Consider the following 15,826-nt stretch of genomic DNA (forward strand, 5'->3'; position numbering starts at 1 on the left):
CGGGGCGCGTGCCGGCCGGCGCCGCCCGGCGCTGGTCACAGGCACCCCCTGACATGGGGTAATGTTCTTCCTGCGCCCGGGCGATTAGCTCAGTGGGAGAGCGCTTCGTTCACACCGAAGAGGTCACTGGTTCGAACCCAGTATCGCCCACCCGGAAACGGCGGCCCGCCTGCGACAGTGCAGGTGGGCCGCCGTTCGTTGTGCGGGCGGCGTGATGTCGGCGCGGGCCTGTGGGCCTGCTGTCGCCGCTGCGCCCTCGAGTCGGCGCCGAGCCCCTCCGGTGCCGTGTTCCCGGGGCTCCAGCCCTCACGGCGGCCCTCGCGGGGGCATCCCCCTGGGCCTCTCCGGGCCTCTCTGCGACCCGAGCGCGCTCGTATGCCATCCGTGCGCGCTCGTACGACATCCTCGCCCGCCGTCGACTTTCAGCCGGACGCCCACCACCCCCGCCGCCCCGCCCTCCCCTCACCTTCACCCCATCTGACCTGCGACTTCATCGAATACGGGCCTGGCTCCCGGCGGCCCGCGCCGTCGAGCGGCCCGGCCGTCTCGCAAGAAATTCCTGTCCGAATCATTGACGCACCCTCAACCCCTCCGTAACTTGTGCCAGCAAGCGCTTACTTGAAACGATTCATGACGACGGCAACGACGCTGCGAGGAGGGCCCGACTGTGGGAACCAGGGATGTTGAGAGGCGCACGATCCTGAAGGTGGCCGGGGCCTCGGTGGCCACGCTGGGGCTGGCCGCCACGACGGGCTGCGGGGGCGACGGCGGCACGTCGTCCGACGGGACGGTGACGCTCCGTTATGCGTGGTGGGGTGGCGAGCCGCGCACCATCGCCATCAAGAAGACGATCGCGCTCTTCGAGAAGAAGTACCCGAAGATCAAGATCAAGCCCGAATTCACCGACTACGAGGCGTTCTGGGAGAAGTTCCAGACCCAGGCCTCCGGTGGGAATCCGCCGGACGTTTTCCAGAATGCGGTCGGTTTTCTGCGCAAGTACGACAAGCGCGGCGTTCTGATGGATCTCAAGACGCAGGCGGACGCGGGGAATCTGAGCCTGGAGAACTTCCGCAACGGCGTTCTGGCGAACGGTCAGGTCGACGGCAAGCAGATCGGCATACCCGTCGGCGCCAACACCATGTCGCTCGTCATCGACCTCAAGGCCTTCAAGAAGGCGGGCGTGGAGCCGAAGTTCGGCTGGACCTGGGACGAGTACTTCAACGCGCTGCAGACGATCCAGGACAAGCTGAAGATCGCCGGTGACACCGGCTACTTCGCCATCATGTACCTCTACGACGTGTACCTGCGTCAGAACGGCAAGGCCTTCTTCACCGACTCCGGTCTCGGTTTCACCGAGGACGATGTGACGCAGTGGTGGGAGGACGGCTACAAGCGCGTGAAGTCCGGGCTGGTCGCCGACCCGAAGAAGATCGAGCAGGTCAAGCCGAAGTCCGGTCTCTCGGCGGGCCTCGCAGCGTCCGAGTTCACCTGGGACAACTTCTCCATCCGCTACGAGGGCGAGGGCGAGTCCGACTACGGGCTTGCGCCGATCCCCACGACGGACGGCAAGAACACCGGTCAGTACCTCGGTTCGCTGATGCTCAGCGCCTTCTCCGGGACCAAGCACCCCAAGGAAGTCGCCCAGTTCATCGACTTCATGGTCCACGACCCCGAGGTCGGCAAGATCATGGGCTACGACCGCGGCATCCTCGCCACGACCGAGCAGTACGAGGCGTTCACGCCCACCGACGACAACAACAAGGGTGTCGCGGCGTACGAGGACGAGGTCGCCAAGGCCGGCGTCCTCGGGAAGATCACCCCGCACCCGTCCGGTGCCGACATCATCGAGGCGGCGTTCCTGCGCATCGGCGGTGAGGTCGCCCAGGGCAAGACCAAGCCGGCCGACGGTGCCAAGACGCTGTTCAGCGAGGCCAAGGCCGCGTTCGCGGGCTGAGGGGACGTACCACCATGACGCTCGTCAAGGAAGCGCCCGCGCGCCCGGCCGGGAAGCGGTCCGCCGCTCCCGGCGCCGGACGGCGCGGGCGGCGCCGCGAGAACCTCGCCGGCTATCTCTTCATGTCGCCGTGGATCGCGGGGTTCCTGCTGCTCACGGCGGGGCCGATGATCGCGTCGCTGTATTACGCGTTCACCAGCTACAACCTGTTCACGCCGCCCCAGTGGGTGGGACTCGACAACTTCACGACGATGTTCCAGGACCCGCGCTGGCAGAAGTCGGTGCAGGTCACGCTGAAGTACGTCGTCGTGGCCACACCGCTGAAGCTGCTGCTCGCGCTCGGCGTCGCGCTGTTGCTCGCGCAGAAGCGGCGCGGACAGGCCCTGTACCGGGCCGCGTTCTACATGCCCTCGCTCATCGGCGCCAGCGTCTCCGTGGGGTTCGTATGGCGGGCGCTGTTCTCCGACGACGCCGTCGTGGACCGTACCCAGAAGATCTTCGGGCTTGACGTCGGCGGTTGGATCGGCAACCCGGACTACGTCATCTACGCCCTGGTGGCCCTGAGTATCTGGCAGTTCGGCGCACCGATGGTCATCTTCCTGGCCGGCCTCAAGCAGGTCCCGCCGGAGCTGTACGAGGCCGCCGAGATGGACGGGGCCGGTCCCCTCCGCAGGTTCTGGAACATCACGCTGCCGATGATTTCCCCAGTGCTGTTCTTCAACGTGCTGCTGGAGTCCATCCACGCGTTCCAGGTGTTCGGCTCCGCCTACGTCGTCTCCGACACCCGGTGCGGGCCCGCCGACGCCACGCTCGTCTACACCTGTTACCTCTACCAGAAGGGCTTCAAGGAGGCCCAGATGGGCTTCGCCTCCGCGATGGCCTGGACGCTGGTGGTCGCGGTGGCGCTCGTCACGGCGGTCCTGTTCTGGTCGCAGAAGAAGTGGGTGCACTACGAGGAGGCCGCCAAGTGACCAGTGCCATCAGCCCTGCCCCGCGCACCGCGAACGAGCGGCGGCGCATCGGATCCGTTGCCTGGCACGTGGGCGCGCTCCTCGTGCTCGCGGTCGTCCTCTACCCGGTGATCTGGGTGCTCGGCGCCTCGTTCAAGCCGAGCAAGGACATCATCGCCAGCGTCGACCTGCTGCCCACCAAGCCGGTCTGGGCGAACTTCTCCGGCCTTGCCGACGGTATCTCCGGCATCTCCATCAGCAGCTTCTTCGTGAACTCGCTGACGTACGCGGTCCTTGCCGTGGTCGGTGTCGTGCTGTCCAGTTCGCTGACCGCGTACGCCTTCGCCAAGATCCGGTTCGCCGGGCGGAATCTGCTGTTCACGCTGATGATCGGCACGCTGTTGCTGCCGTACCACGTACTGCTCATCCCGCAGTACGTGATGTTCCGCAAGCTTGAACTCATCGACACGCTGGTGCCGCTCGTCGCGGGCAAGTTCCTGGCCACGGAGGCGTTCTTCGTCTTCCTGATGGTGCAGTTCATGCGCGGGCTGCCGCGCGAGCTGGACGAGGCCGCCAAGCTCGACGGCTGCGGGCACCTGAGGACCTACTGGTCCATCGTGCTGCCGCTGTGCCGCCCCGCCCTCATCACCAGCGCCATCTTCACCTTCATCAATGCGTGGAACGACTTCATGGGGCCCTTGATCTACCTCAACACCCCCTCCAAGTACACCGTTTCGCTCGGCCTGATGATGTTCCGCGACCAGGAGGGCATCTCCAACTACGGCAGCATGATCGCGATGTCGCTGGTGGCGCTGGTGCCGGTCATCGCCTTCTTCATGGCCTTCCAGCGCTACCTCATCGACGGCATGGCGACCTCCGGACTGAAGGGCTGAGGCGGTCACCATGGCCCAAGCACGCGTGAAGGCCCGCGCCCGGCGCAAGGAGTCCGTGTTCGGCGAGCGCTTCGCGGTCTTCGCCGAGTGTCTGCTCACCGGAGTGTGGATCGCCGTGGCCTGTCTCGGGGTCGTCACCTACCCCGCGGCCTTCGCCGCCGGCGCCCGGCACCTGCGGCGTCGCACCGCTCATGAGGGCGGTGGCTGGCGGGAGTTCGCCCAGGACTTCCGGGCGGCCGTGCGCCGCGGGTGGGCCGTCGGGTTCGCCGGGTGGGCGGCGGCCGCCGCGGTCTGGGTGGACGTCCTGGCCTCGCGGGCCGGGATTCCCGGCGGGCCGTTCGTCGGGGCCGTCGGGATCTTCGTGCTGATCGGGCTTGCCGTGGCCCTGCTGCGGGCGGCGGCCGTCTGGACACCGGGCTCCGCCTGGCGGGCGCTGCTCGCGGAGTCCGTCAGGCGGACCGTGCTCGATCCCGCCGGGTCCTTCCTGATCGTCTGCGGGCTGGCCGTCGTCACCCTGTCCGCCTTGTTCATCGCGCCGCTGGCGGTCCCCGTCCTCGGAGCCGTCGCGGCGGCGGCCGTCGCCGCGGAGGAGCGGTACCGGCACCGCTGACGGGCGGTCCCCCATACCTACAAGGTCGGCGCCTCCGGGCGTCGCACCTCTCCCTGTCATGCCCCTGACCTACTGCCCGCACGGAATGGAAAGGTTGCATCTCATGTCTCCCATCCCCCGCAGGTCCCTTCTCAAGGCTGCCGCCGTCGCCGGAGCCGCCGCCCAGTTCAGCTGGGCGCTGGGGGCGAAGGACGCGCAGGCCGCACCCGGCGCCGCGGCCGCCGACGCCGACCCGGTGACCCTGGACTGGATCGAGGACGGTGGCCTCGGCGCCGCCCCCGGCTCCACGGTCGGCGTGCCCTGGCCCATGGGCACCTACCAGGAGGACCAGACCTTCGCGCTGACGGACGCCGACGGCAAGGCCGTACCCGTGCAGTCGTGGCCGATCGGCTACTGGCCGGACGGTTCCCTGAAGTGGACCGCGCACGCGGTCGCCTCGGGCTCCGGCAAGCTCACCCTCACCGCCGGTACGCCCGCGGAGGCCGAGAAGAAGGTCACCGTCGACGAGAGCGGCGGCACCATCGACGTGTCGACGGGTGTCATCACCGCGAAGATCGGCAAGAACGGCTCCACGCTCATCAAGTCCGTCACCCGCGGTTCGACGGAGATCGCCAAGAACGGCCGGCTCGTCCTGATCCGCCAGCCCGAGATCGAGGACGAGGACCAGGGCTCGGTGAAGACCGAGCGCTTCGACGGCGCCATCTCCGAGGTCACCGTCGAGCAGGACGGCCCGGTCCGGGCCGTGGTCCGCATCGACGGCAAGCACCGCAAGGGCGACCGCAGCTGGCTGCCGTTCTCGATCCGCCTCTACTTCTACGCCGGCGCCGACTCCTTCCGCATGGTGCACACGATCACCTACGACGGGACGCAGGAGCCCGGGAAGGCCGGCGGCGACTTCATCCGCGGCCTCGGCGTCCGCTTCACCGTGCCGATGCGCGACGAGGCGTACGACCGGCACATCCGCATCGGCGGCGAGGGCACGGGCCTGCTGCGCGAGGCCGTCCAGGGCATCACCGGGCTGCGCCGCGACCCCGGCGCGGCCGTGCAGGCGGCCCAGTACGCGGGCCAGAAGCTGCCCGACCCGTCCACCTGGGACCAGCGGGTCACCACCCGCCTCCAGTACATCCCGCACTGGGGCGACTACACCCTCTCCCAGCTCTCCGCCGACGGCTTCACCGTGCGCAAGCGCACCAAGAAGGGCTACGGCTGGATTGCGGCAGGCGGCGGCAGGCGGGCCTCCGGGTTCGGTTACGTCGGGGGGGCGAGCGGCGGATTCTCCTTCGGCCTCAGGGACTTCTGGCAGAAGTTCCCCGCCCAGCTCGACATCCGTGACGCCCACACCGACGAGGCCGAGGTCACCCTCTGGCTCTGGTCGCCCGAGGCCCAGCCCATGGACCTGCGCTTCTACCACGACGGCATGGGCCAGGACACCTTCGCCGAACAGCTCGAAGGCCTCAACATCACCTACGAGGACTACGAGCCGGAGTTCGGCACCCCCTACGGCATCGCCCGCACCTCCGAACTCCTCTTCTGGGCCAACGAATCGACGCCGGCCCCCGAGACGCTCGCCGACCAGGTCGACGCCGTCCGGGTGCTGCCGCAGCTGGCCGCCCCGCCCAAGCAGCTCATCAAGGCCAAGGTCTTCGGCCCGGGCCTCTACTCCGAGCCCGACCGCTCCACGCCCGCCAAGGCCAAGATCGAGGACCACCTCGACTTCCTCTTCACCTACTACAAGGAGCAGGTCGAGCAACGCCGTTGGTACGGCTTCTGGGACTACGGCGACTTCATGCACACGTACGACACCGTGCGCCACCAGTGGCGGTACGACGTCGGCGGCTACGCCTGGGACAACTCCGAGCTCTCGCCCGACCTGTGGCTCTGGTACGCGTACCTCAGAAGCGGCCGCTCCGACATCTTCCGGTTCGCTGAGGCGCTGACCCGGCACACCGGCGAGGTCGACGTCTACCACATCGGCAAGTGGGCCGGCCTCGGCACCCGGCACGGCGTCCAGCACTTCGCGGACAGCGCGAAGCAGCAGCGCATCTCCAACACCACCTACCGGCGCTTCTACTACTTCCTCACCGCCGACGAACGCGTCGGCGACCTCATGCACGCCAACGTCGACTCCGACGAGACCTTCCTCGTCCTCGACCCGCTGCGCAAGGTCCGCACCGACACGTACACGCCCGACCGGCACGCCCTGTCGATCGGCTTCGGCACCGACTGGAGCGGTCTGGTGTCGGCGTGGCTGACGGAGTGGGAGCGCAAGGGCCCGAAGTGGGAGAAGGCCAAGGCGCGCGTGCTGTCGACGATGGAGGGCATCGCCGCCCAGCCCAACGGCTTCGTGCAGGGCAGCGGCCTGTACGACCTCGACACCGGCAAGTTCGCCGTCGCCACGACCCCGGTGGTCGGCGTCTCGCACCTGTCCGCGGTCTTCGGCCTCAACGAACTGTGCGCCGAGCTGATCCACCTGACCGACATGCCGAAGTTCAACGAGGCCTACTTCGACTACTGCCGCTATTTCAACGCCACCAAGGCGGAACAGGCGGCACGCTACGGCACCAACTTCGGCTCCCTGCTGCTCTTCCAGGGCCACTCCCGCCTGGACGCGTACGCCGCCGTCCAGACCGGCGACGAGACGCTCGCCAAGCGCGCGTGGACGAAGTTCTACAGCTCGGACGGCTACATGGAGTCCTCGCCGTGGAAGACGGAGCCGCTCAGCGGCCCGGCCACCCTGGTCGCGGGCAGCGAGGCCGCCTGGGTGTCCAGCAACGACACCGCCCTGTACGGCCTCGCCGCCATCGAGAACCTGGCGCTGCTGGGCGACAAGATGCCGTAGCGGTTGCCGTCGTGCGGGCTGGTCCGTCCTCGGGCTAGTTCATCCTCCCCAGCACCTCCCGCACTCGCCGGACATCCCGGATCCGCTGCTCGTACGTCGCGCCGAGAGCGAGCAGCAGCAGGCCGGCGAGTGCGGGAGGCACCCAGCGGGGTAGGGCGTCGGCCACCTGGACCAGGTACGGGGCGAGTTCGTGCAGCGCGTCCAGGACGAGCGCCGTACCGCCCAGCACGAGCGGCGCCTTGAGCCGGTGCCGGGCACCGAGCAGGGTGACCAGCAGCGCGGCCGTGCCCAGCAGCAGCGGGCGCGGCCAGTGCTGGTCGTCCCAGGCCGCGGCGAGGCTGGGCAGGAGCGTGGCGGCGAGTCCGGGGCCGTACGCCGTCCAGGACGACGTCAGCGGATCACGGCGCCTGCGCCAGGCGCCGACGCACAGCGCCGGGACGGTGACCGGCAGCGCGTACGCCTCCGGGGCGCCGACATCCCAGGACGCCAGCCGCACCCAGGCGGCCAGCACGAACAGGACCGTTGCCGCGTAGCCGACGGGCCTGCGGCCGGGGCGGACCGCCGTGGCGGTGGCGATCACCCCGTTCAGAGCGAGCACCAGCGCGAGCATCGGCGGGTCGGTGACGGCGAGGCCCACCGCGAGGAGTCCGGCGGCGATCCCCGTCACCTCGATCGGTACGGTCGCCCCGTTCCCGCCGAGCCGGGCGGCGAGCAGGGCCGCGGCCACCGGGACGGCCAGGACCAGCAGAGCCGTGTGCTGCGCCGGCCAGCCGGCGGCGGCGCCGGTCGCGCAGGCGAGCGCGGCGGCGTGGGCGAGCGCCGCCGGAGCGGTGACGGGGGCGACCTCCGGGCGCCACGAGGCCCCCGCGAACAGCAGGGTCAGCGCGGACAGCACGGTCAGGGTCGCGGTCTCGTAGGCGAGCGCGAGGAAGGCGAGACCGAGCGAGCCGACCAGGGCCAGGACAGTGGCGGTCAGACGGAGCGGCGGGGAGGGGCGGCCGGACGCCGCTGCCGCGAGGGCGACCACAGTCGCGACCCCCTGTGTCAACAGTCCGAAAGAGTACGGGAGTTCAAGGACCGCCGGCAGGGCGAGGGCCGTGGCCCACGCCAGGACCAGCGCGCCGGACAGGGCCCGCTGCCGCCAGGCCTCGGCGCGGACCAGCAGGGTCAGCACGCCGGCGACGACCACGGGAGCGATCAGGAGCTGTGCCGAGTGCGCAGGCCACGGCACGTCCACGGTGACCCCGGCACGGGCGTCCGACGGGCCACCGGACCAGGGTCGCGCCACCCAGCCGACCGGACCCAGCAACGCGACGGCGACGAGCGGCAGCGCACAGACCGACGCGGCCAGCTGCACGGCGCCGGAGGCCCGCACCAGGCCGCTTCGCACGGGCTCGGGGAGCCGGCCGCGCAGCACCGCCAACAGCGCGACTCCGCACACCAGATACGCGGGCACCGTCCAGCCGCCGGGCAGCACCGCACGCAGCAGGCCGCCGCCCGCCGAGACCAGGAGCAGGCCGCCGACCGGCGCGGTGACGGTGGCGACCACCGGCTGCCGCGCCTTCCACACGGCCCCCAGCGCGATCGCCGCGGCGAGGGCGAGGAGCGCCGCCGCACGGGCGGCGGCGCTCGGACCGGTGGCCGTCCACGACAGCCGGCCGGCCGCCGACACGCCCCAGACGCCCAGGCCGTACGCGCCGACGGCGGCGACGTACCGTACGGCCGGGGCGGTCACCCGGAGCGCCACGACCGTGTCCAGCCCGGCCGTCACGAGGAGCGCGGCCGCGATGGCGTACGGCCCCGCCGATGCCGCGACCGCCCCGAGTACGAGCGGGAGTTGGGCCGCGGCCAGCGCGGCGGGCACGGGCAGGCGCAACGCGTCCAGTCCGCGGCCGTACGCCGTCCAGAGCCCGGCCAGCACCGCCGCCGCGACCGCCGCGTACGCCGTGCCGTCCGCCCCCGGGAAGCCGGCCTCGTGCAACGCGTACGCGTCGAGCACCGTCAGCGCCAGCCCGAGGCCCGCCACCGACTCGGCCGTCGACCGCAGACCGCGCCGCAGCAGCGGAACCGGCGCCGCGAGCACGGCCAGCGTGACCGCGCCGAGCACCACACTCCGCCCGACGATCCCCAGGTGCCCCCAGCTGACCAGGGTGAACACCATCGCCGCGATGGTGAGCAGCACACCGCCGAGCAGGAGCAGCACGTTCTGCACGCGCGGCGCGGTGGCCTCCGGTCGGGGCGGCGCGACCGGAGTCTGCGGGTCCGGTTGCAGGGTGGCGATCAGCCAGGCGCGGCGGGCCAGCAACTGAGCCCGGCGGGAGTCCAGTCGCCACAGCTCGGCGTCGAGGATCCGCAACTCCTCGGCCGGGGGCGGAACATGCGTCATGTCCTGGAGTGTGGTCCGCGTCACGCCGTACGGCATGAGCGTGGGTACTCAGAACGTACTCAGATCACGGGAGAAACCGCTGGGTACGGGCAGACTCCCAGCATGGACTGGACCCATTACCGCTTCCTCAGCCGGTGGACCCTGCCCGTGGCGCCCGCGACCGTGTACGAGGCGCTGGAGCGGGTCGAGGACTATCCCCGGTGGTGGCCCCAGGTGCGCGAGGTGACCCGGCTCAACGACAGCACGGGCGTCATCCGGATCCGCTCGTTCCTCCCGTACGACATGACCTTCACGGCGCGCGAGGTGCGGCGCGATCCGGCGGCCGGGGTCCTGGAGATCGCGATGTCCGGCGACATGGACGGCTGGGCGCGCTGGACCGTGACCGCGCACGGCGACGGCACCCTCGCGCGCTACGACCAGGTGGTCGACGTGAACAAGCCGCTGCTCAGGCGGCTCGCCGTGCCGGGGCGGCCCGTCTTCCGCGTCAACCACCGGCTGATGATGCGGGCCGGAGAGCGCGGCCTCGCCGCGTATGTGCAAGCGGTTTGAAGGAAGCCCGCGGGGACCTGTATTGTTCAGTGCGTTCCCGGGCGATTAGCTCAGTGGGAGAGCGCTTCGTTCACACCGAAGAGGTCACTGGTTCGAACCCAGTATCGCCCACCGGGAAAGGCCGGTCCGTATCCGTACGGACCGGCTTTTTCGTGCCGTGTGCCGTCGTCACGCCGCAGCAGGCAGCTCCGGACGCAGCGGCCACGCCTGGTCCACCTCTTCCTCGGTGCCGCTGCGCGCGAACCAGGCCTGAAGGCCGCGTGCCTGGGCCGCGTGCCACCCCGCCTGCAGGTTGTGCAGCTCGGCGGGGGAGAGGCGCTCCAGCCGGGTCGCGAAGCGGCGCCCGAGCGCCCGGACGACCTCCAGCGCGGCCAGCGCGTCCTCGGCCGCGTCATGCGCGCCGTCGAGCGTGACGTCGTAGTGCGCGCACAGGTCGGTGAGAGTGCGGCGGCCCTTGCGGTAGCGGTCCAGGTGCTTGTCCAGCACCCGCGGGTCGAGCACCTGCAACGGCGCCGAATCGAACCAGCGGTCGAGCGACGAGGCGCGATGCCGGCGCAGCTCGCGGTCCAGGAGGGTCAGGTCGAACGGCGCGTTCATGACCACCAGAGGGCGGCCCGCGGCTGCCTGTTCGGCCAGGTCCTCGGCTATCTCGTACATCACCGGCGCGGGCCAGCGGCCGTTGCGCTGGAGATGGTCCTCCGTCAGCCCGTGCACCGCCGTCGCCCCTTCGGGCACCCGCACGCCCGGGTTCACCAGCCAGCGCCTCACCCGCGGCCGGGTGCCCGGGGCGTCCTGGACGACGAGGGCTGCCGACACGATCCGGTCGGTCTCGACGTCCACGCCCGTGGTCTCGGTGTCGAACGCGGCCAGGGGCCCCTCGTACCAGTACGTCATACGAACACAACTCCTCGTTCACCCACGGCAGCTGACGCGCCGTCTTCTGCCTGTTTGGTGATACCCGGGCTGTTTGCGCCGTACGCCGGGAGGACACAACAGGAGTACGGGTCTTTGCAGTTCAGCGGCCCGCAGCGGGGAAACACTTGGCGTGGAAGGCTGTTGGCCATGGCGATAGCGCAGCCCGAGCGGGGCGGGCTGCTGCCCGAACGGACGGCACCCCATCGCGGCACACTCGCCACCACCGCCTGCATGGAGACACTGCAGGTGGGTTATCTGCACGCGGTCGCCGCGGCCGCGGGCTGCTCGCTGTCGCAGCCGTTTCCGGACAACGGCATCGACTGGCACGTCAGTCACAGCGCGCCCGGGCACACGGTCGACGACGAGGTCACCATCAAGGTGCAGTTGAAGTGCACGTACCAGATCCGGCCGAATCCGCCGGGCCGGTTCTTCTCCTTCACGCTCGACAACGACCACCTGGCCAAGCTCGCCCGCACGCCTGTCTCGGTGCACAAGATCCTGGTCGTGATGCTCGTCCCGAGATCCCAGGACGACTGGCTGCGCGCCAGTCACGACCGCCTCGACCTGCGGCACTGCTGCTACTGGGTCAACCTGGCCGGACAGCCCATCACCGGCCGGCACCGGACCACCGTGCGGATACCGACCTCACGCATCTTCGACGACCGGGCGCTGTGCGAGATCATGACGCGGGTCGGGACGGGAGGCAGACCATGACGCACCGCCCGCTCGTGGAGCCCTTGCGGCAGGTGAGGCCGCACCCCGAGGCCCACTGGGACCGCCCGCCCGCGCCCGACGAGGTCGACCCGGCCGTCCTCGGCGCTCTGCTGCGCCGGCACGGCTGGCAGCGGCGCGGCGGAGCCGCCGGACGCTACGGCCGCTGGACCCCGCCCGGCCCGGGCGGCGGCGGAACGAGCCTGCTCGTGCCCGAGAGCCGCGCCTTCCCCGACAGCGACGACCTGCTCGGCGAGGCGCTCGTCGCCCTGTCCCGCAGCGGGACGCCGTCCGCGCGCGAGGTGCTGCTCGGGCTCGCGGTGCCCAGCGACGAGATCCGCTGGTGGCGGGACGTGCCCACCGGGCCCGCCGGCGCCTCGCCCTGGACCGTCGAGGAGCAACTGCGCACCGCCGCCCGCCAGACGCTGCTCGCCGGCGCACTCGCCACCCGCGCGCGTGCGGGCTACCACGGCGCCCGGCACCGGCGCCCGGCCGCCGCGCTGCTGGAGAGCGTCCTCGCCGGCTCGGCGGCCGGAGGCCGAAGCCTGACCGCCTTCGTGCCCGTCGGCACCGCCCGCCCGCTCGCCGTCCGCCTCCACCAGGCCCTGTACGCCGCCCGCGAGGCCATCGACTACCAGCGGGCCACCGGCGGCATGGACGCCTTCGACGGAGCCGTCGAGGCGGGCGTCAGCCGCGAGCTCACCGAGGCCCTGATCGCCCTCGTACGCGGCACCGAAGGGGCCCGTATCGCCGTCGAGTGGGCGCCCGCCGCCGGAGTCCCCGAGGACTGCGCGGCCGGGGTCGAGCCCGTCGAGTTCTCGCCCGGCGACCTGCCGGTGCTGCGCGAGGCCGGGGCACGCTATCTGCGCGAGGAGCCGTCCGTACCCGTGCGGATCACCGGCGCGGTGGAGCGGCTGCGCAGGTCGGGGCCGCGTGGCGAGGGAGCCGTACGGCTGAGGGTGATCGCCGGGGCCGAGGTCCCGCACGTCCGGCTGACGCTGGACGAGGAGGACTACCGCATCGCCGGACAGGCGCACCTGGTCGGGCTGCCGGTGCGGCTGCACGGTCGGCTGGAGAGCCGCGGCGGCTTCCGCAGGCTGACCGGGGCCGGCGGGGTCGTACCGGTGCAGGTCGACGAGGCGGAGCGGGACCGGCTGATGAAATCGCTCCAGGAGAACCTGGATTTCTTCGAGGAGGCGTGCACGGGCGAGGACTGAGGGTAACCGTTTCGCGGTCGGCGGGTCGGGGTCGGTACGATCCCACTCATGCGCGCGCTCCTGGTATGGCGCCGCACCCCACCTTCAGTCAGGAGAGACCGGTGTCAGACGTCCGTGTGATCATCCAGCGCGATTCCGAGCGGGAAGAACGCGTGGTGACGACGGGCACTACGGCGTCCGACCTCTTCGCCGGTGAGCGCTCGATCATCGCCGCACGCGTGGGCGGCGAGCTCAAGGACCTCGCCTACGAGGTCAAGGACGGCGAGACCGTCGAGGGCGTCGAGATCTCCTCCGAGGACGGTCTCAACATCCTGCGCCACTCCACCGCGCACGTGATGGCCCAGGCCGTGCAGGAGCTCTTCCCCGAGGCCAAGCTGGGCATCGGCCCGCCCGTCAGGGACGGCTTCTACTACGACTTCGACGTCGAGAAGCCGTTCACGCCCGAGGATCTCAAGGCCATCGAGAAGAAGATGCAGGAGATCCAGAAGCGCGGCCAGCGCTTTGCCCGCCGTGTGGTCACCGACGAGGCGGCCCGGGAGGAACTGGCGTCGGAGCCGTACAAGCTGGAGCTCATCGGTCTGAAGGGCTCGGCGTCCTCGGACGACGGCGCGGACGTCGAGGTCGGCGCCGGCGAGCTGACGATCTACGACAACCTGGACGCCAAGACCGGTGACCTGTGCTGGAAGGACCTCTGCCGTGGTCCCCACCTGCCCACCACCCGGAACATTCCGGCGTTCAAGCTGATGCGCAACGCCGCCGCCTACTGGCGCGGCAGCGAGAAGAACCCGATGCTCCAGCGCATCTACGGCACCGCCTGGCCGTCCAAGGACGAGCTGAAGGCGCACCTCGACTTCCTCGCCGAGGCCGAGAAGCGCGACCACCGCAAGCTGGGCAACGAGCTGGACCTGTTCTCCATCCCGGAGCAGATCGGCTCCGGCCTCGCCGTCTTCCACCCCAAGGGCGGCATCGTCCGCCGCACGATGGAGGACTACTCGCGGCGCCGCCACGAGGAGGAGGGCTACGAGTTCGTCTACACCCCGCACGCGACGAAGGGCAAGCTCTTCGAGACCTCGGGTCACCTGGACTGGTACGCCGAGGGCATGTACCCGCCCATGCAGCTCGACGAGGGCGTGGACTACTACCTCAAGCCCATGAACTGCCCGATGCACAACCTGATCTTCGACGCGCGCGGTCGCTCCTACCGTGAGCTGCCGCTGCGCCTGTTCGAGTTCGGCACCGTGTACCGGTACGAGAAGTCGGGCGTCGTGCACGGCCTGACCCGCGCCCGTGGCTTCACCCAGGACGACGCGCACATCTACTGCACCCGCGAGCAGATGGCCGACGAGCTCGACAAGACGCTCACCTTCGTGCTGAACCTCCTGCGTGACTACGGCCTCACGGACTTCTACCTGGAGCTGTCCACCAAGGACCCGGAGAAGTTCGTCGGCTCGGACGAGGTCTGGGAGGAAGCCACCGAGACGCTGCGCCAGGTCGCCGAGAAGCAGGGCCTCCCGCTCGTTCCCGACCCGGGTGGCGCCGCGTTCTACGGCCCGAAGATCTCCGTCCAGGCCAAGGACGCGATCGGCCGGACCTGGCAGATGTCGACGGTCCAGCTCGACTTCAACCTGCCGGAGCGCTTCGACCTGGAGTACACCGGCCCCGACGGGTCCAAGCAGCGTCCGGTCATGATCCACCGGGCCCTCTTCGGCTCGATCGAGCGGTTCTTCGCGGTGCTCCTCGAGCACTACGCGGGCGCCTTCCCGGCGTGGCTCGCCCCCGTCCAGGCGGTCGGCATCCCGATCGGCGACGCGCACGTCGAGTACCTGGAGAAGTTCGCGGCGGAGGCCAAGAAGAAGGGCCTGCGCGTCGAGGTCGACTCCTCCTCCGACCGTATGCAGAAGAAGATCCGCAACGCCCAGAAGCAGAAGGTGCCCTTCATGGTCATCGCGGGCGACGAGGACATGTCGGCCGGGTCGGTGTCCTTCCGTTACCGCGACGGCTCGCAGGAGAACGGCATCCCGTTCGACGAGGCCATCGCGAAGATCGCGAAGGTCGTCGAGGAGCGGTCGCAGGTCTGAGCCTGCGCTGTGAGGCCCCCGAGAAGCTCAGCTCCTCGGGGGCCTCACGTCGTCCTCTCGCGTGAACACCTGGAGCAGCCAGGACGAGAACGAGCCGGTCACCGCGCCGAGCAGGGCCAGCCCGCAGGCCATGAGGCCCGTGGCGATCACCCGCCCCCACGGCGTCACCGGAGTGACATCGCCGTAGCCCACCGTCGACAGCGTGGAGCACACCCACCACAGCGAGTCCCCGAAGGTGCGGATCGTGGCGTCCGGGGCGTTGTGTTCCTGCTGGTAGACGGCGAGAGCACCGGCGAAGCCGAGGAGCATCACCGACAGGGTGGCGTACGTGATCACGCGCGCGTGCAGGCTGAACCGGGGCTGTCCGCGCCGGCGCTGCACCGCTTCGTAGAGCTTGACGATCCGCAGCGGGCGCAGCAGAGGCAGCACCAGCACCACCGAGTCCAGCCAGTGCGTCCGTACGAAACCCAGGCCCTGCCCGCTCAACCGCCAGCGCACGGCGTAGTCGACGGCGAACAGCGCCCAGGTGGCGAACAGCGCCGCCAGGCAGGCGTCCCGCCACGCCCTGGGCAGGTCGTGGGCCAGAACGAGGACCGCGTAGAAGAAGAGAAACAGCAGTGACCCCACGCCGAGCGGGATTTCGCTGCGCTGCTCCCAGCGGGCCTGGGGGCTGTCGTCATACATCGCCCCAGCTTGGCCGCAAGCCCTCAGGTACGGCACCCGC

12 protein-coding genes and 2 tRNA genes are annotated in these 15,826 nt (G+C 70.4%); 11 read left to right on the top strand and 3 right to left on the bottom strand.

All coding sequences use genetic code 11. From position 1 onward, the window contains the following. Positions 1-78 precede the first annotated feature (78 nt). The 6 genes from ACFY16_RS22495 to ACFY16_RS22520 all read left to right on the top strand — a co-directional run bounded on the left by ACFY16_RS22495 (position 79) and on the right by ACFY16_RS22520 (position 7,246). Positions 79-150 (top strand) — tRNA-Val (locus tag ACFY16_RS22495). A gap of 517 nt (positions 151-667) precedes the next feature. Further along, positions 668-1,954 carry an ABC transporter substrate-binding protein gene (locus ACFY16_RS22500; protein ID WP_390648921.1) on the top strand — a complete coding sequence of 429 codons (1,287 nt, stop codon included), beginning with the start codon at positions 668-670 and terminating at the stop codon, positions 1,952-1,954. A 14-nt stretch (positions 1,955-1,968) separates the two neighbouring features. Continuing rightward, positions 1,969-2,925 carry a carbohydrate ABC transporter permease gene (locus tag ACFY16_RS22505; protein WP_390648922.1) on the top strand — a complete coding sequence of 319 codons (957 nt, stop codon included), beginning with the start codon at positions 1,969-1,971 and terminating at the stop codon, positions 2,923-2,925. After that, on the top strand, positions 2,922-3,797 hold the full coding sequence (locus tag ACFY16_RS22510; RefSeq protein WP_390648923.1) for a carbohydrate ABC transporter permease: 876 nt from the start codon (positions 2,922-2,924) through the stop codon (positions 3,795-3,797). The genes ACFY16_RS22505 and ACFY16_RS22510 overlap by 4 nt, the downstream gene beginning before the upstream one ends. 10 nt (positions 3,798-3,807) lie before the next feature. Then, entirely contained in the window at positions 3,808-4,407 is a 600-nt protein-coding gene (locus ACFY16_RS22515) for a hypothetical protein (protein ID WP_390648924.1), read from the top strand. Between the two features lie 103 nt (positions 4,408-4,510). Next, positions 4,511-7,246 carry a Tat pathway signal sequence domain protein gene (locus ACFY16_RS22520; protein ID WP_390648925.1) on the top strand — a complete coding sequence of 912 codons (2,736 nt, stop codon included), beginning with the start codon at positions 4,511-4,513 and terminating at the stop codon, positions 7,244-7,246. A 34-nt stretch (positions 7,247-7,280) separates the two neighbouring features. Here ACFY16_RS22520 and ACFY16_RS22525 read toward each other — a convergent pair whose 3' ends face one another. Next, the gene (locus ACFY16_RS22525) at positions 7,281-9,668 is read right to left on the bottom strand and encodes an SCO7613 C-terminal domain-containing membrane protein (protein WP_390648926.1); all 2,388 of its coding nucleotides are present in this window, start codon (positions 9,666-9,668) and stop codon (positions 7,281-7,283) included. Between the two features lie 66 nt (positions 9,669-9,734). On the opposite strand from ACFY16_RS22525, the gene ACFY16_RS22530 reads away from it, so the two are divergent. Together ACFY16_RS22530 and ACFY16_RS22535 are read left to right on the top strand one after the other, a co-directional pair. Next, on the top strand, positions 9,735-10,181 hold the full coding sequence (locus ACFY16_RS22530) for an SRPBCC family protein (protein WP_390648927.1): 447 nt from the start codon (positions 9,735-9,737) through the stop codon (positions 10,179-10,181). Positions 10,182-10,220: 39 nt separating this feature from the next. Continuing rightward, positions 10,221-10,292, top strand: a tRNA-Val gene (locus ACFY16_RS22535). A gap of 57 nt (positions 10,293-10,349) precedes the next feature. On the opposite strand, the gene ACFY16_RS22540 is transcribed toward ACFY16_RS22535, so the two are convergent. After that, positions 10,350-11,075 carry a 3'-5' exonuclease gene (locus ACFY16_RS22540; RefSeq protein ID WP_390648928.1) on the bottom strand — a complete coding sequence of 242 codons (726 nt, stop codon included), beginning with the start codon at positions 11,073-11,075 and terminating at the stop codon, positions 10,350-10,352. Between the two features lie 168 nt (positions 11,076-11,243). On the opposite strand from ACFY16_RS22540, the gene ACFY16_RS22545 reads away from it, so the two are divergent. The 3 genes from ACFY16_RS22545 to thrS all read left to right on the top strand — a co-directional run bounded on the left by ACFY16_RS22545 (position 11,244) and on the right by thrS (position 15,102). Further along, positions 11,244-11,810 carry a DUF4365 domain-containing protein gene (locus ACFY16_RS22545; RefSeq protein ID WP_351143847.1) on the top strand — a complete coding sequence of 189 codons (567 nt, stop codon included), beginning with the start codon at positions 11,244-11,246 and terminating at the stop codon, positions 11,808-11,810. Then, positions 11,807-13,024 carry a hypothetical protein gene (locus ACFY16_RS22550; RefSeq protein WP_390648929.1) on the top strand — a complete coding sequence of 406 codons (1,218 nt, stop codon included), beginning with the start codon at positions 11,807-11,809 and terminating at the stop codon, positions 13,022-13,024. The genes ACFY16_RS22545 and ACFY16_RS22550 overlap by 4 nt, the downstream gene beginning before the upstream one ends. 101 nt (positions 13,025-13,125) lie before the next feature. Continuing rightward, on the top strand, positions 13,126-15,102 hold the full coding sequence (gene thrS / locus ACFY16_RS22555) for a threonine--tRNA ligase (protein WP_390648930.1): 1,977 nt from the start codon (positions 13,126-13,128) through the stop codon (positions 15,100-15,102). A 27-nt stretch (positions 15,103-15,129) separates the two neighbouring features. On the opposite strand, the gene ACFY16_RS22560 is transcribed toward thrS, so the two are convergent. Further along, positions 15,130-15,786, bottom strand: coding sequence for a potassium channel family protein (locus tag ACFY16_RS22560; RefSeq protein ID WP_390648931.1), 657 nt, complete (start codon positions 15,784-15,786; stop codon positions 15,130-15,132). Between the last annotated feature and the right edge of the window lie 40 nt (positions 15,787-15,826).

Origin of the sequence: Streptomyces sp. NPDC001315 (genome assembly GCF_042896175.1) — a bacterium.
Lineage (GTDB): Bacteria > Actinomycetota > Actinomycetes > Streptomycetales > Streptomycetaceae > Streptomyces.